This is a genomic window from Allocoprococcus comes, from assembly GCF_013300725.1.
In the GTDB taxonomy this organism is placed as follows: domain Bacteria; phylum Bacillota; class Clostridia; order Lachnospirales; family Lachnospiraceae; genus Allocoprococcus; species Allocoprococcus comes_A.
Map to the genome: position 1 here is coordinate 24,524 of NZ_JAAIMM010000027.1, position 24,580 is coordinate 49,103.

At 42.5% G+C, this 24,580-nt stretch carries 20 protein-coding genes and 1 riboswitch; of the genes, 13 read left to right on the forward strand and 7 right to left on the reverse strand.

Annotated features, from left to right (window positions below; all coding sequences use genetic code 11):
• Positions 1-427: 427 nt before the first annotated feature.
• Positions 428-3,301, reverse strand: a complete 2,874-nt coding sequence (locus G4407_RS13195; protein WP_243259247.1) for an HD domain-containing phosphohydrolase — start codon at positions 3,299-3,301, stop codon at positions 428-430.
• Positions 3,302-3,501: 200 nt separating this feature from the next.
• On the opposite strand from G4407_RS13195, the gene G4407_RS13200 reads away from it, so the two are divergent.
• The 7 genes from G4407_RS13200 to G4407_RS13230 all read left to right on the forward strand — a co-directional run bounded on the left by G4407_RS13200 (position 3,502) and on the right by G4407_RS13230 (position 8,572).
• Positions 3,502-3,672: a hypothetical protein gene (locus G4407_RS13200; protein WP_173689239.1), complete on the forward strand. Its 171-nt coding sequence runs from the start codon at positions 3,502-3,504 to the stop codon at positions 3,670-3,672.
• Positions 3,673-3,724: 52 nt separating this feature from the next.
• Positions 3,725-4,219: an NUDIX hydrolase gene (locus tag G4407_RS13205; RefSeq protein ID WP_173689240.1), complete on the forward strand. Its 495-nt coding sequence runs from the start codon at positions 3,725-3,727 to the stop codon at positions 4,217-4,219.
• Positions 4,220-4,341: 122 nt separating this feature from the next.
• A complete protein-coding gene (locus G4407_RS13210) occupies positions 4,342-4,794 on the forward strand; it encodes a hypothetical protein (RefSeq protein WP_173689241.1) in 453 nt (150 codons plus the stop codon).
• Positions 4,795-5,069: 275 nt separating this feature from the next.
• A complete protein-coding gene (locus G4407_RS13215; protein ID WP_173689242.1) occupies positions 5,070-6,593 on the forward strand; it encodes a SpaA isopeptide-forming pilin-related protein in 1,524 nt (507 codons plus the stop codon).
• Complete coding sequence (locus tag G4407_RS13220) at positions 6,590-7,420, forward strand: class C sortase (protein ID WP_173689243.1); 831 nt, start codon at positions 6,590-6,592, stop codon at positions 7,418-7,420. The genes G4407_RS13215 and G4407_RS13220 overlap by 4 nt, the downstream gene beginning before the upstream one ends.
• Before the next feature lie 20 nt (positions 7,421-7,440).
• Positions 7,441-7,947 (forward strand): hypothetical protein, encoded by a 507-nt coding sequence (locus G4407_RS13225; RefSeq protein WP_173689244.1) that lies wholly within the window; start codon positions 7,441-7,443, stop codon positions 7,945-7,947.
• 121 nt (positions 7,948-8,068) lie between these two features.
• Complete coding sequence (locus G4407_RS13230) at positions 8,069-8,572, forward strand: NUDIX hydrolase (protein WP_173689245.1); 504 nt, start codon at positions 8,069-8,071, stop codon at positions 8,570-8,572.
• 113 nt (positions 8,573-8,685) lie between these two features.
• Here G4407_RS13230 and G4407_RS13235 read toward each other — a convergent pair whose 3' ends face one another.
• A complete protein-coding gene (locus G4407_RS13235; RefSeq protein WP_173689246.1) occupies positions 8,686-11,220 on the reverse strand; it encodes an ATP-binding protein in 2,535 nt (844 codons plus the stop codon).
• A 184-nt stretch (positions 11,221-11,404) separates the two neighbouring features.
• On the opposite strand from G4407_RS13235, the gene G4407_RS13240 reads away from it, so the two are divergent.
• From G4407_RS13240 to G4407_RS13260, 5 genes are all read left to right on the forward strand, one after another.
• Entirely contained in the window at positions 11,405-12,889 is a 1,485-nt protein-coding gene (locus G4407_RS13240; protein WP_173689247.1) for a C69 family dipeptidase, read from the forward strand.
• Positions 12,890-13,291: 402 nt separating this feature from the next.
• Positions 13,292-14,701, forward strand: a complete 1,410-nt coding sequence (gene mgtE / locus G4407_RS13245; protein WP_173689248.1) for a magnesium transporter — start codon at positions 13,292-13,294, stop codon at positions 14,699-14,701.
• Positions 14,702-14,952: 251 nt separating this feature from the next.
• Complete coding sequence (locus G4407_RS13250) at positions 14,953-16,026, forward strand: ABC transporter substrate-binding protein (RefSeq protein WP_420315003.1); 1,074 nt, start codon at positions 14,953-14,955, stop codon at positions 16,024-16,026.
• Positions 16,016-17,713 (forward strand): ABC transporter permease, encoded by a 1,698-nt coding sequence (locus tag G4407_RS13255; protein ID WP_173689250.1) that lies wholly within the window; start codon positions 16,016-16,018, stop codon positions 17,711-17,713. Before G4407_RS13250 ends, G4407_RS13255 begins: the two co-directional genes overlap by 11 nt.
• Positions 17,685-18,614, forward strand: a complete 930-nt coding sequence (locus G4407_RS13260) for an ABC transporter ATP-binding protein (protein WP_173689251.1) — start codon at positions 17,685-17,687, stop codon at positions 18,612-18,614. The genes G4407_RS13255 and G4407_RS13260 overlap by 29 nt, the downstream gene beginning before the upstream one ends.
• Positions 18,615-18,694: 80 nt before the next feature.
• Here the strand turns inward: G4407_RS13260 and G4407_RS13265 are convergent, their stop codons facing one another.
• Genes G4407_RS13265 through thiS form a run of 5 tightly spaced genes read right to left on the reverse strand, consistent with a single transcriptional unit; the run spans position 18,695 to position 22,126 of the window.
• A complete protein-coding gene (locus tag G4407_RS13265; RefSeq protein ID WP_173689252.1) occupies positions 18,695-19,258 on the reverse strand; it encodes a thiamine phosphate synthase in 564 nt (187 codons plus the stop codon).
• Positions 19,251-20,465: a 2-iminoacetate synthase ThiH gene (thiH, locus tag G4407_RS13270; protein WP_173689253.1), complete on the reverse strand. Its 1,215-nt coding sequence runs from the start codon at positions 20,463-20,465 to the stop codon at positions 19,251-19,253. The genes G4407_RS13265 and thiH overlap by 8 nt, the downstream gene beginning before the upstream one ends.
• A gap of 12 nt (positions 20,466-20,477) precedes the next feature.
• The gene (locus G4407_RS13275; protein WP_173689254.1) at positions 20,478-21,254 is read right to left on the reverse strand and encodes a thiazole synthase; all 777 of its coding nucleotides are present in this window, start codon (positions 21,252-21,254) and stop codon (positions 20,478-20,480) included.
• A gap of 26 nt (positions 21,255-21,280) precedes the next feature.
• Positions 21,281-21,922, reverse strand: a complete 642-nt coding sequence (gene thiF, locus G4407_RS13280; protein WP_173689255.1) for a sulfur carrier protein ThiS adenylyltransferase ThiF — start codon at positions 21,920-21,922, stop codon at positions 21,281-21,283.
• Positions 21,923-21,928: 6 nt separating this feature from the next.
• Complete coding sequence (gene thiS, locus G4407_RS13285; RefSeq protein ID WP_008368609.1) at positions 21,929-22,126, reverse strand: sulfur carrier protein ThiS; 198 nt, start codon at positions 22,124-22,126, stop codon at positions 21,929-21,931.
• A gap of 258 nt (positions 22,127-22,384) precedes the next feature.
• A riboswitch (TPP riboswitch) is annotated at positions 22,385-22,489 on the reverse strand.
• Between the two features lie 300 nt (positions 22,490-22,789).
• Here thiS and G4407_RS13290 point away from each other — a divergent pair.
• A complete protein-coding gene (locus G4407_RS13290; protein ID WP_173689256.1) occupies positions 22,790-24,484 on the forward strand; it encodes a carbon starvation CstA family protein in 1,695 nt (564 codons plus the stop codon).
• The last annotated feature ends 96 nt before the right edge of the window (positions 24,485-24,580 follow it).

The window sequence follows — 24,580 nt, forward strand, 5'->3', positions numbered from 1 at the left end:
TATATGAGTATATTAACATATGACGGAAATATGTAAAAGAGGCGATCTCAATCCGGATATTTTCAGTTGTCGTTCATTGTCGGAAAAAGTTGCCGGAAACTGGCTCCGAAAATGAGATTGGGTTGAATAGATAAGGTTGCAAACAAGAAGAAGTTTGTTTGCGTATGGATATCGTAGCATAAGTCTGTTGAAACAGCAATCTCGAAAACAGTCGAAAAATTTCGTTAGGATTTCTATAGACAATCATTACAGGCCCAGTGATCGTGGTGGCACTGCTGACCGGAAAGGTCAGAGGAAGAAAAGAATAAACAAGTAATACAGAAAAATGAGGAAAACACCGAAGTGAAAACCGGTTGTTTTCCTCATTTTTTAATAAGTTTGGAAAATTGCATTTCACAGCAGATAAAAGTCTCAGGTAGTAAAATTCCTATACTGGATGGATATTTTGGTTAAGGTGATCTGAAGTGTTTTGAGGATTTGTTTCCTCTGAGTGTTCATTCACCGGAAGATATTCATACTTCGGAATGAAATTGTGTTTATCGTACAGTTTATAATACTGAATAAAAATACGGTCCATAACTTTTGGAATCTGACTTTCATCTGGTTCAAATAAAATGATCAGATACTGCATGGCACTATACCGTGTACACACGTCAATCTTACGGATCTTGTGACGGATCGCTTCCTCCATGTATTCCAGTGCCTGTTCAATATTTTCAATATACATCATAGAATCCGGAGTGGTTTCCATTGTGACCATGACCAGGAAACAATGGTATTTATGTCGTTCTCCAAGCTGGTTGATGTACTCATAAATCTTAGAAAATTCACGGTAATTAAGATTAAGTGCTCCGGAATAGTTTCCGCTGTTACGAAGTACTTTTGCCACAAGGGAAAGATCTTTTGCCACGCTGGAAACCGGGAATACGGTATTGCCCATCTGCTGATAGAAAAAGAAGTTGTGTTTTCCGTTTTGCTTGACATAATAGAGTGCTTTATCTGCTTTGGAAGAACACTCGTCAAAGGAATCTCCCTTGGTACACATGCAAAGTCCGGCAGAAATGGATGCAACACGGATCTCAAGATCTTTTTTCTTCTCGGAATCAAAGCGGGAAAACAGAGTTTCCATAAGCTCGGTTATTTCATTTTTACCGGCATCCGGTACAAAAAGAAGGAATTCATCGCCACCAAGCCTGCAGCCAACCAAATTTCCGATATGCTCGGAGAGGAGAGCTCCAAGTGCTTTCAGTGCACGGTCTCCGGCTTTATGACCGTAGATATCATTTATCTTTTTCAGATTATCCATATCCATAAAGATCAGACAGCCATTGTGCTCCTGCATCAGCTGTGCAATCATTTTCTGACCGGTATTTCGCATAGGGAGTCCGGTAAGAAGATCAAAATTTTCTGCTTCTTCCTGGCTCTTCATCGTATTCATAACATTGGAAATGAAGTTGCTGATTTCAAATTCCATGCCAGGAAGAACTGGCTCGTCATCAATTTCCAGATAAGTATCTGTGATCGTCAGACGATTCTCATCTAACAGTCTAAGAAAAATATCTGCGATTTCAGGATCGAACTGAGTTCCTCTGTTTTTGCGTATTTCTTCATAAATTGTTTCTTTTGGAAGAGAATTACGGTAAATACGGCGGGAATTCATTGCATCATAGCTGTCGGCAACAGCAACGATCCGCGCATGGATCGGAATCTCTTCCCCTTTTAGACCGTCCGGATAACCATGGCCATCATAACGCTCATGATGAGAACGGGCGACTTCGGTTACATGATTGATGATCGAAACATTTTTCAAAATCTCAGCGCCGATAACCGTATGTTCCTTAATAACAGCGTACTCTTCGTTTGTCAGTCTGGATGGCTTGTTTAAAATAATATCAGGGATGCCGACTTTTCCGATATCATGCAGATGAGCTGCATGTCGGAGATTGACGATTTCAGAGCGATTCCAACCCATTTCCTGCGCAATCAGTGCAGAGTATTCTGCAACACGATGGGAATGCCCTCTGGTGTATTCGTCCTTTGCCTCGATGGTTGTAGAGAGAGTCTGCATCATCTGTAAGGAAATCTTTTCCATCTGCCGTTTACGTTTCAAAAGCTCCTCTTTTTGACGATGCATTTCAATGGTATGCACATTCTTTATTGTACGGATAATGCTAATGAAAAGAAGGATCAACATGCCGACACCAATAAAAAGACCGGAAATCAAAACTACAAAATATGTAGAAATGGATTCGATGGCGATGGCAAGCATTGCAATGATCAGGCCAATCAGTACCAATTTGTCTTTCCGGTATTCTTTCTTTCGCATATCCAGACAGAAAGTCAGGAAAACCAGAAGGAAGGTGACTGCAAGAATCACGTGGGCGCCCGGCAGAGTTTCGATAAAATCAGCAGTGCCAGTCAGATGAAGAACCAGACAGATCAAAAAGTTACCAAATGCTGCACAGCCAAGGTAAAAGTAAGGCTTTTTATAACGACCCTGCTGAATGAGATCTGCATAAAAAAGTACCGGGATCGGAACGAGCATGATCATTACAAAGCATAAAGTCCCCAGTGCAGATGGATTCGGAACTATAAGCTGTCTGAGCTTGGATTCGCCGAGCATCCATACAGCACCCATGATCATGCACCATCCAAGATATTCCATATCAAATTTTCTGTCATAGACAATTCCGAGTGCGATACTGAAAAGGATGGTAATGATACCGGCGAACAAGATGAAGAAAGCAATAATAGTCTCAAGCCCGTAAGATTCAAAAATATATTCCCAGATATCACTCTTGTCTCCGGAATAGATCTCATTGACTACACCGGAATAGTTAGAGGTATTGGTAGTCAGCTCAATACGGAGTTCTTTTCCTGCATCTGCTGCTGAAGTAGGACAGAAAACATAACAGCTGGCAGAATTTTTCCCAGCCAGCCGCTGGTCTTTGGTTGAGTATTCGGTGCGAAGCACTCCGTCAATATAGAAACGGATATCCTGCAGAGAGGAACGTATAGCCAGTGAACTTTGCGTATAATTTTCAGGAAGTGTTGTGGTAATGACCATAGTCTCTTTTGCAGGAACATTGTAATGTCCGGGGACGGCAATCTGTTCTTTGCTTCCATCGGAGTGAATCCAGGTAAAAGTACCACGATATGTGATGTCGCTGGATTGGATTCTGGCATTGTGATTGTTAATTCCTGTGAATTGTATTACCAGAAACCAGATAAGTATCAGGAACATCAGAAGATAGTAAAATCCGATCTGGATTTTGCTTATTTTATAGTTTTCTTTTGTCAAAACAGAGACTCCTTATCTACAATTTTGGTCTATTTGAAGATATTATACGATGTGAGTGTCAAAAGTAAATTTTGCCACTTACTGATGTAACCGGATTGCTCTATTGCTACGCAATTTCCGCAATCCTTAAACATCATTATACTATTTGCTGACAATATTTGCAATTAAAGAGAAAGAGGAATGGTGGAAAAAGACAGGTCATGTTACTGTTCACAGTATCTGTGACCAGCAATGCATCTCGCCATTTTAAATCGCCTTTGGCGATGGGCGAGATGCCATTCAAGATAAAATGTGCATCCTCCGTGCCAATCAGGGTAGTGATTGACACGGGAGTGAACAGTAACCAGGTCATGGCAGTTGAGAAATACTAGAAGATAGATTATAATTTTCATAAAATATTTTGTGTATGAAAGGGAACGTAAAATGGTAGAATTAAGCACACTTTGTTATATTGAACAGGATGGAAAATATCTGATGCTTCACCGGACTGTCAAAGAAAATGATATCAATAAAGACAAGTGGATCGGAGTAGGTGGTCATTTTGAAAAAGGGGAAAGCCCGGAGGAATGTCTTCTTCGTGAGGTATGGGAAGAGACAGGATACACGCTGACATCCTGGAGATATCGTGGGATTGTAACCTTTGTATATGGCGAAGATGTAGTAGAATATATGTCACTTTATACGGCAGACGGTTTTACAGGAACACCGATTGCGTGTGATGAAGGGGAACTGGAATGGGTAGAAAAGTCTAAAATCGGAGAACTGGAATTATGGGAAGGGGATCGGATCTTTTTTGAACTCCTTGAAAATGAGCAGCCGTTTTTCTCATTAAAGCTTGTATATAACACAGATGATGTTCTGGAATATGCAGCGTTAGATGGAAAAAAGATGAAAGATTTCAGAAGAAGAGAGTGTTAAAGTGAAATATCGAATAGTGTGGAAAAGTTACGAAAGTAATGTTTTAGCATGGAATGTTGAGTCTGCTCATTTGGATAGTGTATGATGATAAAGATTCTCATTAAATGAAGGGGGAAAAGAGAATGTACAGTGAGTTGACAAAGATGGAAGGGAAAAGGATTGTAATCCGCACATTCGGTTATTTTGATATTTTTGTGGATGGGGAAACGATTCCTTTTTCATGTAAGAAAGCCAAAGAACTGTTGGCACTTCTGGTTGACAGAAGAGGAGGATTTGTGACGACGGGGGATGCGATCAGTTATTTATGGGAGGATGAATGTACAGAAAAAAGAATAAAAGATAAATTCCGCAAAGTGGTAAAAGAGCTTCGGGGAACGTTAAATGCATACGGAATCGAAAGGGTCCTGCATCGGGTAAATCAGGAGAGCCGTATCCGTACAGAGCATGTGGAGTGTGATCTGTATGACTACCTGGAGGATGAGGAACAACATAAAAAGCTGTTCAAAGGAGCGTATATGACGAATTACAGCTGGGCGGAAAACACTTTGGGAACGTTGCTGAATCAAAAAGAATAATGGGGAATATAGTAAAAATCGGGAGACTGTTATCAGACAGCCTCCCGATTTTTTTGAAGAGATTCTATTGGACTACACATTCTTTGTACAGTTTTTTGATTATGAATGTCTGCTGTAAAAGGAATAAAAATTGAATAGCCCAAAAGATTTTCTAAAAGAAACGAAAAAAGGATGAAAAAGAAACGTTTTTTGGACGGAAAAGAAACGAAAACCGGTTGTATAGATGTGTAGAATGGGGAAAGGATCCGAAAATAAAAAGAAAGAGAGGAAAAAGAATGAGACAAAAAAGAATGAGACAATTGAGAAGGCTGTTATCCGTTTTGGTAATGGCGGTAACGATGGTGGGGATGTCGGCGACGGTATTTGCACAGGAAAGTGTATCGGGGGCAGGAGGTAATGGCAGTATTACGATTGAGAATGCATCAAAAGGGATTCATTATACAATTTATAAAATATTTGATGCAAAAGTAAGTGCTGACGGGAATTCAGTAGCATATACAAAAAAAGATATTTCTGAAAATCCTTATTTTAAAAAGGATTCAGCGGGAAATATAACTACGACTGAGAATGCATATGAAGCTGGATCTAAAGAGCAACTTTCAGAAGGGGCAATTGCCTGGATAAAAGAAAATGGAAAGGAAGTATGTAGTAAAATATCTGATGGAAGTATACTAAAAATCACCGGTCTTCCATACGGCTACTATTACGTTACCAGCACTTTAAAAGATGGCGGTATGATCATGGTAACGAGTGTTGCAAAAGACGCGCAGATCGTGGACAAAAACAGTAAGGAGCCGCAGTGGACTCCGGGGAATGACGGGAATGCCGGAGGGAAAAGTATTGTACTTGACGATGGTAAACAGGTAAAGGAAAACAATGTCAGTATCGGTGAAACGGTTCATTTCCGTTTACAGATCAACACCTCGAATTATGTTGCAGACAAGCAGATCAAGGAATACATCATTGAAGATACTCTTCCGGACGGATTTGATGCAGCGCAGATCACATCTGTGATGATTGAAGAAGAACCGCTGGAACAGTTTGAAAATACAACTTTCCCGGTTACGATTCCTTGGGCAGCGGATGAAGGAGAGAGTGGATGGAAAAATCTTTATGATACCGGGGCAAGAATTACCATTGATTATACGGCTGTGTTAAATGATAAAGCAGTGATCGACGGTGAAGGAAATAAGAACAGTGCCAGATTTTCATGGAATTATACGACAGAGGAACCGGGAAAAAGCTCGATAGAGGATTCTACAACAACAGATACCTATGCGGTTGTGATCCAGAAGGTCAATGAAAAAGGAGAGGCGCTTACCGGAGTGGAATTTGAGGTGCCGTTCCCGGTTCAGGCAGAAGAAGAAAGCGGTGTGTATACTGTAAAAGGCGGACAGACCGGAATCGGAAAGGTGAAAGCCGGAAGTGATGGAACTGTGGTGATCAAAGGTCTGAAGATGGGTGATTACAGGGTTACAGAAACAAAAGCACCAGAAGGATATAACAAGCTGACAGAGTCATTTCTGGTAAGTGCCGAAAAGATCAGGGCAACAAGGACGGACGCCAGCACATATCTTGATGAAAACGGAAATGTTACAGAAAGCGAGACTGGGACAAAGGTAACTTATATAAATGAAAATTTTGCAGCAAAGGTAAAAGTTGTTGTAAATAAATCAGGAAAACTTCTTCCGGGGACAGGTGGAACAGGTGAAATGATCTTTACGGTCAGTGGAGTACTGATTGCAATTGTTGCAGGAGTTGTCCTGTTGAATGCAAAAAGACGAAAACGAATTGTATGATAGTGAATGAGTCGGAACGAAGGGGAAGAATTTTCTTTTTTATATGGACAGGAATCCTTTTTGTGGGAATCGCAGTCATGCTCTATCCAAAAGTCGGAAAGCTCTGGAATGCCGGTCGGCAAAGCAGGGTAGTGGATGGATATGAAAGATCAGTGGAGAAGTTGGATGCCGGGCAGGAAGAGGAAATGATCGCACAGACAAGAGCGTATAATGTGATGCTTCTGGAACAGAATAACCCAGTGCCGAATGACAAAAATGCTGATAGTTATGGAGCACTTTTGAATATGACATCTGACGGTGTGATGGGATATCTGGAAATTCCGGCAATCCGGTTGAAACTTCCGATTTACCATGGAACGGGTGATTTCGCAATCTGCAATGGCGCAGGACATGTGGAAGGAAGCAGTTTCCCGATAGGCGGAAAGGGAACACATGCGGTGCTTTCTTCCCACAGAGGACTGCCGGGGGCGAAACTTTTCTCAGATCTGGATAAGCTGAAGGTGGGAGACTATTTTAAAATAACAGTGCTCCGGCGGACGCTTTTCTATCGAATCGATCGGATCGATATTGTAGAACCGGAAGAAACAGAACTGCTTGCGCTGGATAAGGAGAAGGATTACTGCACATTACTGACATGTACGCCTTACGGTATCAATACAAAACGGCTTCTGGTGCGGGGCGTACGCTGTGAGGTGACGGAGAAAGCGGAGCCGATCCGGACAGGAGAGAAATCTTATCGGGGATGGTATGCTGTGATCGGACTGAATCTGTTTGTGGCAGGTGTGATCGTGCATAGAAAAAGGAAGAGAAAAAGAAGAGGTTTATAGACAAATGAGGGGGATAAAACATGCAGGCAGTATTTGCTGAAAAAACAGACAGCCGGTCACTGGAAGATAACCGGCATATCGGAGAGCTTTTCTTCATCCGAATGTATTGGGAGACAGGGAAAACGCCCTCCGGAAATATTCTGTACTGGAAGGATGCCAAAAGAGAGGATGCACAGATCAATTTCACAGGATTTGACGGGCTTTTGCTGTATCTGGATGAAACCTGTGAACAAAATGGCGTGCTGCTGAGAAAAGCGCAGGTCAGACGATGTCAGAAAAGAAGACGTTATCTGGAGACTGGGAACGTGCCGGACATGGAACAGATGAAAAAATCGGGGCACGCAGCAATCTTCTGGTTAAAGGTGATGGGAAGAGAGTTTGCCTCGTTTCAGGGAATCGTCCACATCTGGGGAAGGGATTATCCGTATCGGAGTGGATTTGAACTGATTATTCTGCTGAAAGATATTGTAGGATTTACAGAGAGGCGGGGGACAAGAAGAAACTGGATGGCGGCGAGAATCTGTTGATGAATATTGCAAATAATATTTTGCAAAATGATTTTTTCGTTTGCAAAGGATTGTGAAGTCTTAAAAGACATATTATAATGGCATAAGAAACTACAGACAAGACGGACAGGAGATGCAGACGATGGAATTATGGGATATTTATGATGCAGATAAGAAACCAACAGGAAGAACGATGAAGCGCAATGACTGGTGTCTGAAGGACGGGGAGTACCATCTTACCGTTCTTGGAGTTGTAGCAAGAACAGACGGAAAATTTCTGATCACTAAAAGGGTAATGACGAAAGCCTGGGCACCTGGCTGGTGGGAGGTATCCGGCGGTGCAGCTCAGGCAGGAGAGGCATCTTATGACGCGGTGTTAAGAGAAGTCAGAGAAGAGACAGGACTGGACGCAAGTCAGGCTGATGGAGGCTATCTTTTCACTTACAAGAGAGAAAATCCGGGGGAAGGAGATAATTATTTTGTAGATGTGTATCGTTTCGTGATGGATATTGATGAAAAAGATCTCCATCTTCAGGAGGCAGAGACGGATGGCTATATGTTTGCAACATTAGATGAAATTAAGGCATTTGCGGCAGACGGAAAATTTCTGCATTATGACAGTATAAAAGAAGCATTTAAGATGTAAGTAAAATAAAAATCGGATTATCAGGAAAATGACAGATTGCCTGATAATCCGATTTTTTATAACAGAAATTCTGAAAGAATATGCAATGCATAGAGAGTGTCTGTGCCTTTCTGCTACTTGCAATACGATGCAATCACCTCCAACACCTTATCCATTTCCAGTGGCTTTGCGAGATGCTCATTGATTCCGGCATTCTTCGACTTCTGGATATCTTCCGCAAATGCATTGGCGCTGAGGGCAATGATTGGAACCGTTGTGGCATCAGGGCGGGAAAGTCCGCGGATCGCCTTTGTGGCATCCAGACCATTCATAACCGGCATCATAATATCCATAAGAATGATGTCGTATTCATATGGTTTTGATTTTTCAAAAAGCCGGACGGCTTCCAGTCCGTTGATAGCTGTGGATACATTAAGTCCTGCGGCTTCCAGAGAGAAAACAGCAATCTCAAGGTTTAGTTCATTATCCTCTACAACAAGGATATGAAGATCCGAGAAATCTGCCGGAGTATCAGTGGCAGTTTCCTCAGAGGCAGAAGGTTGGTGCTCGTCAATGGTAAATGGCAGGATCAGTGTAAAAGTTGAGCCGACATTTTTTTCACTTTTCAGCTGGATCGTACCGCCCATTTCCTGTACCAGTCTGTGAACGATCGTCATACCGAGCCCGGTTCCTTTGTAAATCGTCCTGGCACCGGTATCTTCCTGTGCAAAAGGTTCAAAAATATGCTTCTGAAATTCCGGACTCATACCTATACCGGTATCAGAAATTATAAATTTGTAAATAATATTCTGGTGGACCTGCCTGATGATCTCTGCGTGTACAGAGATCGAACCACCGGGCTTATTATATTTAATTGCATTGCTTAAAAGATTCATGAAAATCTGACGGATATGTAATGGACTTCCGATCAGATAAGGATATTTTAAACTGCCCGGTTTTATTTTTTTCAGAGTGATATCAAGCCGGGAAGCCTGTGCTTCCAGCATACTCCAGCAATTGTCAAGGATCTCACGGATGTCGAATGGTATCTGTTCAAGGAAGAACCGGTCTGTTTCCATCTGTTGCATATCCAGGACATCGTTGACAAGAGCTTTTAAGTGAAAAGCAGCAGTACGCATTTTCTCATGACACTCCAGCAGTGCTTTGGGATTTGTTTCATTTTTCTGTGCAATATCGAGCATTCCAAGAATTCCGTTAAGAGGGGTGCGGATATCATGTGACATCCGACTGAGGAAGTCGGTCTTGGCTGCATTTGCCTGATTTGCGGATTCGACCGCCTTAACCAGCTCCTGCTGGTAAGCCAGTTCTTTCTGCTTGTAATCATCAATGATCTGGGTTACATAAAGAATTTCTGTAACATTGTCATCATTGTCGCGGTTCTGGACGATAAAGGTGGCACGGCGCCAGATCCCCTGTGGAGATGGATACTCCCGGCTTATAAAAAGCTTTCCGTGCAGCCGGTCTTTTACCGTTGTCAGATCAAAGAAATACTGCATGATCTCGTGATGTGACGGTGCAACCAGTTTCTCAAGGATATCATTTAACTGCGCGGTGGCGGAGGTGACAGCTCCGGTCGGTGTATAGTTCTGGTTGGCACCGGCAAGCTTTTCGATCCGGTCTTGAATCAGATCGATATGGTAAATTGCATGATAAATCTGACTGGTTGCAGCGGTCAGGTTCTGATATTTACGTTCATTTTCGATATTACGGGTGACATCCTGATGGTATCCACGGATGCATATGCCATTTCCCTTATAATCCGGATAGAGGATACCGCCACATCGTATCCAGATCTGTCCAAGTAACGGATGATTCCATGGGTATGTGATTTCTGAATAACTTTTGTGAATGACCTTCTGTATATAATCAAGCACCGGGGTTACGTATTTGGGAGGAAGCCGGTGATACCAGAACTGATAAACTTCTTCAGGAGACATCTCTTGTGACACACCAAGAAGAGTACACATTGTAGGATTTGGGTGCAGCAGAGGAGCTTTATCGCCATCTAACTCAAGTGCCCAGATACCGATCTGTGCGCCACGAAGAATTTCGTCCATCTCCAGCTGATAATCCAGACGGGATTTGGAGGCAACAACCTCCAGGCGCATCTGCTCATTCTTATGATTTTCGATCATAGTTCCGACATATTTGCCAAGAAGGGACAGCAGGCGGTGGATCAGGCTGGATTTCTCCATATCCGGATTATCTACGCCAACGAAACCAATCAGCTTTTCGTGTACAGAAATAGGAAAGGCGATCAGGGTAGAAACGTTCTGAACTTTTAACAGTTCATATTCCAGAGGCATAGATTCACGGTAAGCCTCCAGATCTTCGACCAGAATATTTTCACCATGAAGAAAAACCTCGATCCATTTTGGCATGCTTTCAAAAGGAATATCACGCAGATTCCGGATCTGCGGGGTGACTCCTGAGGCGCACCATTCATAAGTATTGGTAGAAGTATGATTTTCACTGGTTTCAAATACATAAGCACGGTCGGCATCTGTAAATTCTCCGATCGATTTGAGCATAAAATTGATACCGTCAGCCAGATCCTCTGCTTCATGAAGCAGGGAAATCTGATCTGTCATAAAACGTTCGGCTTCCAGCTCAGCATATAAAGTTGCATGATCCTTGTCATTATTCATAAGGAAATTCCTCTCAAGTAAAGTGTAAAGTTTATAAAATTACTTTACCTTGTTTTTGCGAATTCGTCCACGAAAAATTTAAAATACAAACAAATTGTCTGGTGGTTGAAAAAAAGAAGGAATGATTCTATAATTTCAATTAGACGAAAAAGATTTTGTCAGGAGATAACAGGAGGAAAATGAAATGGCTTGTACAACAATACTGGTTGGAAAAAAGGCATCGTATGACGGCTCTACGATGATCGCAAGGAATGATGATTCACCGTCAGGCGCGTATATGCCGAAAAAATTTGTGGTGATCCATCCGGAGGATCAGCCGAAGGTATATGAATCGGTGATTTCGCATGTGAAAATAGAATTACCAGAGAATCCGATGCGTTATACCGCCATGCCGAACGCAGTCAAGGGGGAAGGAATCTGGGCGGCAAGCGGGGTAAATGAAGCGCAGGTAGGAATGACGGCAACCGAAACGATCACATCCAATCCACGTGTGCTTGGAGCGGATCCGCTGGTTACATATCAGCCGAAGTCAGACGACCAGGAAGAAATTGCAGGTGGAATCGGGGAAGAGGATATTGTATATATCGTGCTTCCTTATATCCACAGCGCAAGAGAAGGCGTGCAGAGACTTGGAAGTATTCTCGAGAAATATGGTACTTATGAGATGAATGGAATTGCATTCGCGGATGTAAATGAGATCTGGTGGCTGGAAACAATCGGCGGACATCACTGGATTGCCAGAAAAGTGCCTGATGAGGTTTATGTGGTGATGCCGAACCAGCTTGGAATGGATGAATTTGATCTGGAAGATGCACTTGGTGAGCAGAAAAATTATATGTGTTCTCCGGATATGAAGGAATTCATTGAGAAATATCATCTGAACCCATCCATGGATGGAACCTTAAATCCAAGAGATACTTTTGGAAGCCATGATGATTCGGATCATGTATACAATACACCGAGAGCCTGGTTTATGGAACGTTACCTGAATCCAAATTCATACAACTGGGACGGGCCGGATGCAGATTATACACCAGTATCCGATGATATTCCGTGGTGTATGGTTCCGGAAAAGAAGGTTACAGTAGAAGATGTAAAATATGTTCTGTCTTCACATTATCAGGGAACACCTTATGATCCGTATGGAGCTTACGGGGACAAATCAATGAATGGTGCATATCGTTCCATTGGTATCAATCGAAATGATTTTATGTCTTTGATCCAGATGAGACCGGAGCAGCCGGAAGATTCACGCACAATTGAATGGGTGGCATTTGCATCCAATGCATTTAATGTAATGGCTCCATTCTATGCAGATATTGATGAGACACCGGAATATTTTGCAAATACGACAGGGGAAGTTTCAACAGAGAACTTCTACTGGTCAAGCAGAATGATCGCTGCGATGGCAGATGCTTCTTATAAAAAGTCTATTTTCCATATTGAGCGTTACCAGGAACATGTGATGGCAAAGGCACATCAGATCATAAACCGGTATGATGACGATCTTACGAAGGAAAGTGATATAGCAAAGCGTATGCAGATCAAACGGGAAGCGAACCGGGAGATTGCGAAGATGGTGAAGAAGGAAACTTCGGATACATTGTCCAAGGTTTTGTACGAACTGAGCAATCAGATGAAGAATTCTTATGCGAGATCGGATGCATAAATAAAATACGAGTGGGAAATGAAGAGGGCAAAAAAATCATAAAATGATGTAAATGTTAAAAACAAGAAAAAAGTTGATAAAAAAATAATTTTATAAACAGAAAGGTTTGAATTTTGTAGACTAAGGTATTATAATAGCGTAGGAAGTTGAAAACTTCTTAATCAAATTCAAACAAAAGGCAGGTGAACAGAATGGACAGTTGTGATAGTCATGGGCGAAGTATATACGCAGGATGGGAAAATGGCAGCAGTTCATTCTGTTTGTTCGTATAGCATTTCTTATCCTGTTTTCCCGTATTGACATTCATAATTGAATATTGTATGAAAGACAAAAATGTGGAGAATTTTAGACTTTGATTCTGCATGTTTTTGTGCTGGAAAAAGGATAAGGAGGGCGAAAGTTATGGAAAATACACAGGATTATCAGGACTACCAGGACTACAGAGCTGAGATCCTGGGCATTGTAAGAAGCAATGCCTCTCCGGGAATTATGAGAAACAAACTGGAAGACTACCATGAGAATGACCTTGCAGATGTATTCCCGGATCTCTCCGTTGCAGAGCGGCGGAAATTGTGCCGGATTCTGAATCTGGACATGCTTGCGGATATCTTCGAGTATATCGATGAAAAGCAGGCAGCTGAATATCTGGATGAGATGGATGTACGGAAAGCAGCAGCAATTCTTTCCAGAATGGAAACAGATGCGGTTGTAGATGTACTGCGGATGATTCCAAAAGAAAAGAGAGCTCTTTTGCTGGAGCTGATGGATGATGAAGCCAGAAAGGATATGGCAGTTATTGCTGCATTCGATGATGAAGAGATCGGTTCCAGAATGACCACGAATTACATTGAGATCAGAGAGAATCTTACTGTAAAGCAGGCGATGACCGAACTTGTCAGTCAGGCAGCAAAAAATGACAATATTTCTACAATTTTTATGGTGACAGCGGATCACACCTTCTACGGTGCGATGGATCTGAAGGATCTGATCACGGCAAGACAGGATACACGTCTTGATGATCTGATCGTGACATCATATCCATATGTATACGGTCACGAGCTGATCGATGACTGTATCGAAAAATTGAAAGATTATTCGGAAAATTCTATTCCGATCCTGGATAACGATAATAAACTTCTCGGTGTTATCACATCCCAGAGCATTGTAGATTTGGTCGATGATGAGATGGGTGAAGATTATGCGATGTTCGCTGGTCTGACTGCAGAAGAAGATTTGAAAGAGCCACTCAAAGAGAGCATGAAAAAACGTCTCCCTTGGCTGCTTGTTTTGCTGGCACTGGGAACAGTTGTATCTTCTGTTGTAGGTGTATTTGAGCAGGTAGTAAGCCAGCTGACAATCATTATGTGTTTCCAGTCACTGATCCTGGACATGGCAGGTAACGTCGGTACCCAGTCACTGGCGGTAACGATCCGTGTTCTGATGGATGAATCTCTGACAGGAAAGCAGAAAGTAGAACTGGTATTCAAAGAGATGCGGATCGCATTTTCAAATGGTGCGATTCTTGGAATTTTGTCATTCCTCGTATTAGGACTTTATATTGCACTCTTCAAAGGAAAGACCTGGGCGTTCGCGTATGCGGTATCAGGCTGCATCGGTCTGTCTCTGATGGTGGCAATGGTAATTTCCGGTGCGGTGGGTACACTGATTCCGCTGTTCTTCAAGAAGATCAATATCGACCCGGCGGTAGCGTCCGGACCACTTATTACGACCATCAACGACCTTGTTGCGGTTGTAGCTTACTATGGACTGTGTGGTATTCTGCTGATCGGAGTGCTTCATCTGGCAGGATAATTATAAAAGAGAGTAAAAAGAAGTGCGTGTAGGATATAAATGCTTTTACTGAATAAACCGGTAAAGACAGTGCAGTATCCTACATGCATTTCTTTTTATAGAAAATAAAAATAAAAATATAGATGAAAACTATGGGATAGATTACCTATAGAGAAAAACAATTTGAAAATTAAAATATCTGGTGCTAGAATGTAAAAAGCATGTCGGAATAATATCAGAGATATGTTAAAGGGAGGAACACTATGAAAAAAATGAAAAAATTTGCAGCTCTTCTCCTTGCAGTATCAATGGCAGCAGGTATGGTAGCCTGTGGAAGCTCAGATAAAAAGGAAGAGACTACAAAAAAAGAAGAAACCAAGAAAGACGACAAAGAGACAAAGAAACTGGAAGGAACTCTGAAGGTTGTTACAACAGGGGATGCTTATCAGCCGTTATTTGATAAGTTTACAGAAGAAGTAGGACCGAAGGTCGAATTCATTTCCATGTCTTCAGGAGAAGTTTTATCAAAGCTTAAAGCAGAAGGTGGAACACCTGCAGCTGACCTGTGGTTCGGGGGCGGAATCGATGCATTTATGGATGCAAAAGACAATAACCTTCTTGAAAAAGTAGATTTTGATGCAGCAGATGAACTTGCACCAGAATTCAAAGACAGTGATAACTACTGGTTCTCAAAAGGTGTTACTGTTGTAGGATTTATTGTTAACAATGATATTTTAAAAGAAAAAGGACTCGAAGCTCCAAAGTCATGGGATGACCTTACAAAAGAAGAATATCAGGGAGAAGTCCTGATGTCTAACCCGGCTATCTCAGGAACAAACTACGCAGTAGTAAACGCTCTTCTTCAGACAAAGGGAGACGAAGAAGGATGGAAGTATTTTGAAGCTCTTAACAAGAACGTAGATTACTATTCAAAACGTGGTTCAGATCCAAGTACGAAGACAGCAGCCGGGGAAGTTGGTATTGGTATCACATATATCAATGGTACACTGGATGAACTGAAAGAACAGGCAGATGTTGATGTAATCTATCCTTCAGACGGAATGCCATACGTTCCGGAAGGCGTTGCAGCATTTGCAAATGCAGACAATACAGAAGCTGCAAAAGCATTTATCGAATGGTTCTTCTCTGATGATGAGAACATGAAGATGATGGCTGAAATTGACAAGAATAATACGTGTCTTCTGGTAAAACCAAGTTTGAAAGGACTTGAACTGAACTTTGACAAGGATCAGCTTATGAAAGAAGATCTTTCTCTGTTCGGATCAAAGAGAACAGAGATCCTTGACAAGTGGAGCACTCTGATGGGAGATAAAGGTGAAGAATAGAAAACCTAGAGAAAAACGGGCATCATTTTATGATGCCCATTTTTATAATATATTGGATTATTTCATATTGGCAGTACTGGTAGCAGGTGTATTGATTTTTATTCTGTATCCACTTCTTTGTATGATCAGACAGAGTTTTGTGGGAGAAGAAGGATTTTCAACAGAAGTTTACAAAAGTATTTTCAGTGACAATCTGCTGCTTGTAAAAAACAGTGTTTTTGTAGGTGTATTATCTGCATTCTTTTCAACGATTCTGGGACTGCTCGTATCCATTTGCGTATGGACAGCAGGGAAGAAACCGGGCAAATTTCTGGAAGCCATTTTACTTATCAGTATGGTTTCGCCGCCGTTTATTGCTTCGCTCGCTTATATCCAGCTTTTTGGAAGGAACGGTCTGATCACAAAAGGAGTTTTCGGTCTTTCGCTGAACCCGTATGGATGGCTTGGTGTTGTTGTAATGCAGACGTTATTCTTTTCTTCGTTAAATGCACTGATGATTATCGGAATGCTTCGGAAGATGGATATGTCGCTTGTACGGGCCTCCTTTGACCTTGGAGCCTCCTCTGGTTATACATTATGGAGAATTGTTGTGCCATTATTGAAACCGGTACTGCTCAGCTGCTTTTTGCTTTCGTTTATCCGGTCAATCGCTGATTTCGGAACGCCTGTTGTGATAGGTGGGCGTTTTGAAACAGTTTCGACCGAAATTTATATGCAGGTAATCGGATATTCCAGACTGGATAAGAGTGCGGCGCTTAATGTACTGCTTCTGATCCCGACGATTCTTGTTTTTATCCTGTATCGGTATCTGATGCAGAAAAATGAAAAAGTCATCAGTGGAAACAGTAATAAGACAGTAGAAGCGGGAGATACATTCCGGGTTCGTGGCCTGTCTGCAATGGTCGTATGGCTGGGGGCGGGCATCTTTTTTGTGATGATGACTCTTGAATATGGATCTATCTTCCTGAACAGCTTCAGCAGAAACCTGCGCGGAAAAATTACATTTACAACGATGTATCTGGATGCCCTGCTGGAGCGAAATATGGATACATTTATCCGGAGTGTGGAATATGCACTTATCGTAGCAATAGTCGGAAGTATGATCGGTATTTTACTTTCGTATTATATCGAGAGACGAAAAATAAAATTTGGCGGGGTGCTGGATTTTATTATCACACTTCCGTATATGCTTCCGGGAAGTTGTTTTGGAATCGGATATATTCTGGCTTTTAATCATGAGCCGCTAAAACTTACCGGAACAGCGGTCATCGTCATTCTGAATATGATCTATAAACAGATGTCAATTACAACGAAGGCTTCGGCGTCCTCTCTTTTGCAGATCAGTACAGAGCTTGATGCTGCAGCGCGGGATCTTGGAGCGAATAAATTTCTGGTAATGAAAGATGTCATTCTTCCGAATGTAAAGCAGGCATTTGCAACGGGATTTATCAATAATTTTACAAGTGCGATGGTTACGGCAGGAGCAGTTATTTTCCTGGTGACACCGGGACAGAAGATTGCAGTATTTACATTATTTGATTGCATTAACACAGGTCGGTATGGAGAAGCATCTATGATTGCGACATTTATTATTGTGATCACAATTTCAGTAAATGTGCTGTTTTCGATAATTGTTGCATGGAAAGGGCGAAAGAAACGTGTATTTAGAACTGAAAAACATAAGTAAAAGTTTTGGTGAAAAAGAAGTAGTAAAAGATTTATCACTTTCCCTTCCAAAGGGAGAACTGTTGTGTCTGTTAGGGGCATCCGGTTGTGGGAAAACGACAACACTCAAAATGATAAGTGGATTTTTAAAAACAGATAAAGGACAGATTTTGGTTGATGGTCAGGATATCACTACACTGGCCCCGGAAAAACGCCCGGTATCGACTGTTTTTCAGTCCTATGCATTATTTCCACATATGAGTGTCCTGGAAAATGTGATATACGGACTGAAGTTCCGCGGTATCCGGAAAAAAGAAGCCAGAGAAATGGGTATGGAATATCTGAAAATAGTAGATATGGAAGAATATGCCGGGGCATCAATTGGGGAAATTTCCGGAGGACAGCAGCAGAGAGTTGCACTGGTCAGATCGCTGATCACAAAGCCGAAGGTACTTCTTCTGGATGAACCACTTAGTAATCTGGATGCGAAACTCCGGGTAAAAATGAGGGAAGAAATCCGGGAGATCCAGAAGAAATATGAGATCACAATGGTTTTTGTAACGCATGACCAGGAAGAGGCAATGGTTCTTGGAGATCAGATCGCTATTATGGATCAGGGAAAGCTGGTTCAGATTGGAAAGCCGGAAGAGGTATATCTGCATCCGCAGAATGATTTCGCAAGAGATTTTCTTGGAATATCGAACCGGTTTACCGATATCCGGGGAAATACGATATGCTGCAGACCGGAGGAACTGGAATTTGTAGCAGAAGGTTCTGTGAAAGGAATTGTAAGACAGGAAGAATTTCTGGGATTTTACAGGCAGTATTACATTGAAACGATGAACCATGAACATATTATTGTACGGACAGACAGAGATATAAAAGTAGAAGCTGGAAAAGAAGTGCAGCTTCGGGTGAAATAAAGAAAGACACTGTGCAAGGTGACAATATCAGTTTGATGTGCTACCCTGCATAGTGCCTTTTTATTTTGAGGAATGACCGGTCAGACGTGCATCATCCCTGACATCACACAACCTCCTGCAGCACCGGCATTTTTCAGTTCGTGCAGTTGTGCTTCATCAATTTTGATTCCGCCAATGCCATAAACCGGAATCTGCACAGCTTGGCATACATTCTGCAGAAATGGAAGTCCCCGTGGCGGGAGCCCTTTCTTGCAGTCGGTAACATAAATATGTCCTGCTGTGAGATAGGAAGCTCCCAGCTTTTCCGCTTCGACTGCTTCAGAAACAGAATGGATGGAAGTCCCAATAGTATGAAAGCTGGAAACCACTTTCGGATTTTCAAGCAAAAGTGGAAGCGGTAAATGCAGCCTGTCACAGCCGAGCTTTCTCGCAACAGCTGGATAAAAATGCGGAATAAACGGAACTTCGAACTGTTCACAGATTTCTTTCACCTGCCGGGCAAGAGAAAAATATTCCTCTTCCGGCAGATCTTTTTCACGCAGGATCAGAGCTTTCGGATGTAGCTTGCAGACACGGGTAATCTGTTCTGTAAAAGGACGGGAACAGAGATGGCGGTTTGTTACGGCAATAAGATCTCTATACATAGATATAATCACTCATAACCGGCTGCATATTGTTGGAAAGAAGTGCCTGATAAACCTCATCTACGGAACGTCCGTCAGAAATCTCGAACTGGTCATCTCCCTTATCCTCAATATCATCCACATGGCTTCCGATTCCGGTGCTGACTCCGGCAGAAATCTTGGTTGCAGCAATCTGTGTCAGATTGTCTCTTACACGAGCACATTCTCTGGTAGATACCGTAATGCTTGCAAATGGCATGAACAGACGGTAAGCACAGACTACCTGGAGAAGCTGTGGCTCATGGACATCCATCGGATTGATCCGGTCGTTGTTGATGATCGGGCGAAGTCTAGGACAGGAGAATGCGATTTCAGCATGCGGGTATTTTCTCTGGAGAAGATAAGCATGGTATCCGGTTGCAAAAGCATCTTTTCTGAAATCGTCCAGACCAAGTAGGGCGCCAAAGCCGACACCACGCATTCCGCCCATCAGTGCACGTTCCTGTGCATTAACACGATAAGGGAAGATCCGCTTATGACCGGCAAGATGCAGAGTTTCGTATTTATCGGAATTATAGGTTTCCTGGAAAACGGTTACATAGTCTGCACCACATTCATGAAGATATGCATACTCATCTGAGTTAACCGGATAAATTTCCAGACCGATGACTTTGAAATATTTTCTTGCGATCTTGCAGGCATTTCCAATATATTCGACAGTAGATTTATTACGGCTTTCACCGGTCAGGATCAGGATTTCCTGAAGTCCTGTCCTGGCAATTGCAGCCATCTCTTTTTCAATCTCTTCGTCATTTAACTGGGCACGGTTGATCTTGTTGTGGCAGTTGAAACCACAGTAAATGCAGTAGTTTTCACAGTAGTTGGCAATGTAGATCGGTGTGAACATATAAACGCTGTTGCCAAAATGCTTACGCGTCTCTTCCTGGGCAGCCTGTGCAATCTCCTCCAGAAGCGGAAGAGCAGCAGGAGAAAGAAGAGCAGCAAAATCTTCCGGTGTACGGATGTCGTGTGCAAGAGCACGCTTTACATCTGCTTCCGTATATTTGTCATAATCATAAGCATTCATGGCACTCACTACCTGATCCATTACGTCAGAACCAATATCCTCCATACCCGGAAGATAGGTCATATGATCGATCCGGTTCTTTTTCTGGTCCTCCAGAATTTCCTCACTTAAAATACTTTCGTTGATATGTGAATTTTCCATTGCATGCGCCTCCTAATCCTCTAAGAATCCTGTCAGAGGTGAGGATGCACTTGCGCCTCTTTCAATGGTGCGTCCCAGTCCGGAAAGATAAGCGCTGCGTCCGGCTTCAATGGCTTTCTTGAAAGCTTCTGCCATGGCAGGAACATCTCCTGCAGTTGCGATAGCAGTATTTGCCATAACAGCGGAAGCTCCCATTTCCATGGCTTCACAAGCCTGGGAAGGACGACCGATTCCGGCATCAACGATAATCGGCAGATCGATTTCATCAATCAGGATCTGGATGAAATCCTTTGTGCTGAGCCCTTTATTGGAACCGATTGGGGAGCCGAGCGGCATAATGCAGGCAGCTCCGGCATCAGCAAGTGCTCTTGCAGCATTCAGATCCGGGTACATATACGGCATGACAACAAAGCCTTCTTTTGCAAGGATTTCTGTTGCTTTGATGGTTTCGTAGTTGTCCGGAAGCAGGTATTTGGAATCATGAACGACTTCGATCTTTACAAAGTCGCCACATCCGACTTCGCGGGAAAGTCTGGCGATACGGACTGCTTCCTCAGCATTACGTGCACCGGATGTATTTGGGAGCAGGGTTACATTGTCCGGAATATAGTCCAGGATATTTGCAAGACCGCCTTCATTTGCGCGACGCAGGGCAAGTGTGATGATCTGAGCTTCTGCTTTTTCGATACAGGCTTTTACAAGATCCAGAGAAAATTTACCGGATCCGAGGATAAAACGGGAAGTGAATTCATGACCTCCCAGGATAAACTTATCTTCATTTGTACTCATAATAAAGTTCCTTCTTTCTTATGTTTTTAAATTTCTTCTTCACCGAGGATCAGCCGTGTGATCATGTTGGCTTCATGTGCGGCACAGATGGCAACACGCGGTGCCATCAGTCCATGACCGTAAGTTGGTGCTGTCACGCCATCTCCACACAGATAAAAGTTCTTCATGATCCGTTTTGTGATAATGGTATTGCTGCTTCCGTAGCCGGCCATTCCGGTTGCTGATACCAGCTTTTTCTCCGGAAAATGTTCCAGAATTCCATTGACCAGCATTGCTTTGGCTTCCGGATTATCAAAAGCTTCACAGACAATTGTGGCATCTGCAAATAATTCCTGCAGATTATCATCCGTAACTTTTACACAGTCTGTGCGGATATCCAGGTATGGATTGATCCTAAGAAGCAGGGATTTCAGGGCATCGGTCTTGTACATTCCGATATGTTCCATGAAATATTGCTGGCGGTTCAGATTGGTAATGTCAACTACGTCAAAATCGATCAGGTGAAGATGGCCGACACCGATCCGTGCAAGCGCATAAGCAACATTAGAGCCAAGGCCGCCGAGCCCTGCGATCGCTACATTTCCTGCCGAGAGAAGCTTCTGCGTCTCCGGGGAATGTCGCTCGTCAAGGGCGGTGTAGATTTCTTCTTTTGTAAGTGTATGATGCATGATTTTTTAGCCTCCTCCTACGAAACTTACAACTTCCAGACGGTCCCCGTCTTTGAGCATGGTGTCAGAATAGCTGTATTTTGGTAAAATATCACCATTCATTTCAACGGCGATCCGTTTGATCTGATAATTGTTCTGTTCCAGATAATCCGCAACACTGAGCGGCCCGGTCAGAGTAACTTCTTTACCATTAACTGTAATCATGGAAAAACCTCCTTTCAAAACGGAAAAGTTCTTAAAAATGAAAAAAAGAGTCCACAAAGAATTACACCCATGGTGGTGTACCCCTTCATGAACTCTCGCCCAATCTCAACTTTACCTTATTCATTTTCGTGTAAACCCTGGTTGAATGTGGAATTTCATATTATTTTAGGAAATCCTGTTTCTCAAATACCATCAGAGTATGCTGATGGTATTTGACGCCGCATATCAAAAAAAGAGAGATACCAATGTATCTCCCGTTATCATCAAAATATACGTTCCTACGTTGGCATTATCCAAATCAGGTATATGGGTCGAAGTTCTGAACTTCCTCTCAGCCTGTCAAACAAGCTCCCCGTTTCATTTACGAAGTTCAGTATAGTTCGGTTGAGGAAAAATGTCAATATCAATATAAAAATATATCCGGGCATATTACAGGAGTGCTTTCGTAGAACGGTCATATGTTTTTGCGACGCGGAGTATGGAAAAATGCACAAAAAAACAGAGTATACTCTAAAAAATCATGTGAACGTGCCGAAAATGCGTGAAATCCATTGACAAATGGACTTTAAAGAGTTAAAACACCACTATAATAATTTAATAAAATTTTTATTTATCTTATTAAAACTTAATTATTTTAACTGGAAGAGAAAGAGAGGGATTAGTATGAATACATTAGTTATCGTATTGATCGCAGCAGTACTTCTTAGCTGTGCATATGTATTCTACGGCCGCTGGCTCGCTAATAAGTGGGGAATCAATCCAAAAGCAGAGACTCCGGCAAAGAAATTTGAAGATGGAAAGGATTATGTTCCGACAGACGGATGGACCGTATTCAGTCATCAGTTTTCGTCAATTGCAGGTGCAGGTCCTGTTACCGGTGCAATTCAGGCAGCGGTATTTGGATGGGTTCCGGTATTCCTGTGGATTATCGTTGGAGGTATCTTCTTCGGTGCTGTTACAGACTTCGGTGCACTGTATGCCAGTGTAAAGAACGAAGGAAAGTCTATGGGACTTCTGATCGAAAAATATATCGGTAAATTCGGACGAAAAGTATTCCTGCTTTTCTGCTGGCTGTTTACACTTCTTGTAATCGCAGCATTTGCAGATATGGTTGCAGGTACATTTAACGCTTACACAGAAGTAGACGGTGTCGTAAAACTTGCAGATGCAGCAAAGACAAACGGAGCTGCAGGAACCATTTCCCTGCTGTTTATCGTATTTGCCATGATCTTCGGTCTGGTACAGAAAAAGTTCCGGTTCCACGGATGGAAAGAAACAGTTGTCGGTCTTATCTTTACTGTAGCTGCTCTTGGTCTTGGTATGTTAGCACCGATCACAGCAACAAAAGATACATGGACATACATCACATTTGTATATATCTTCTTTACAGCAGTACTTCCGATGTGGATCTTAAAACAGCCGCGTGATACCATGACAACTTATATGTTCATCGGTATGATCGCCGGAGCTGCACTGGGACTTCTGGTTGCACATCCAACCATGAACCTTCCGGTATTTACAGGTTTCCACAACGATACACTGGGAGATATGTTCCCGATCCTGTTCGTTACCGTAGCATGTGGTGCTGTATCTGGTTTCCACAGCCTTGTTTCATCAGGTACATCATCTAAGACTGTATCCAATGAAAAGGATATGCTGAAGGTCGGATACGGAGCAATGGTTCTGGAAAGTCTTCTTGCAATCATCGCACTTTGCGTAGCAGGTGCAGCTGCAGCGGCAGACGGAACACCGGCAGCCGGAACACCATTCCAGGTATTCTCAAGCGGTGTCGCAGGATTTTTCGAGATGTTCGGAATCCCGGTTTATATTGCACAGTGCTTCATGACCATGTGTGTATCTGCACTTGCACTTACCAGTCTGGATGCCGTTTCTCGTATCGGACGTATGAGTTTCCAGGAACTCTTCAGCGTAGATGATATGGAACATGCAGAAGGATGGAGAAAACTCCTTTGCAATACATATTTCTCAACAATCGTGACTCTGTTATGTGCTTACGTTCTGACACGTATCGGATATGCAAATATCTGGCCACTGTTCGGATCAGCCAACCAGTTACTTTCCGCACTGGTACTTGTAACACTTTGTGTATTCATGAAGGTAACAGGAAGAAACAACAAGATGCTGTTTGCACCGCTGATTATCATGCTTTGTGTAACAGGAACCGCACTGGTAGAGAGAACCATCGGACTTGTAAAAGCATATGCAGCAGGTTCCGCTACTTTCCTTGTAGAAGGACTTCAGCTGATCATCGCAATCCTGCTGATGGCACTCGGACTTGTTATTGTGATCAATTCTCTGAAGGCTTACTTTGGAGCTAAGAAAGAGTCTGAAGCTTAGGATTTATAAAATATGACGAAAAGGGATGGCTTGTCGAAATGTGATATGCTACCCTCATATAGGACAATGAAATATAAAAGTCCTATATGGGGGTAT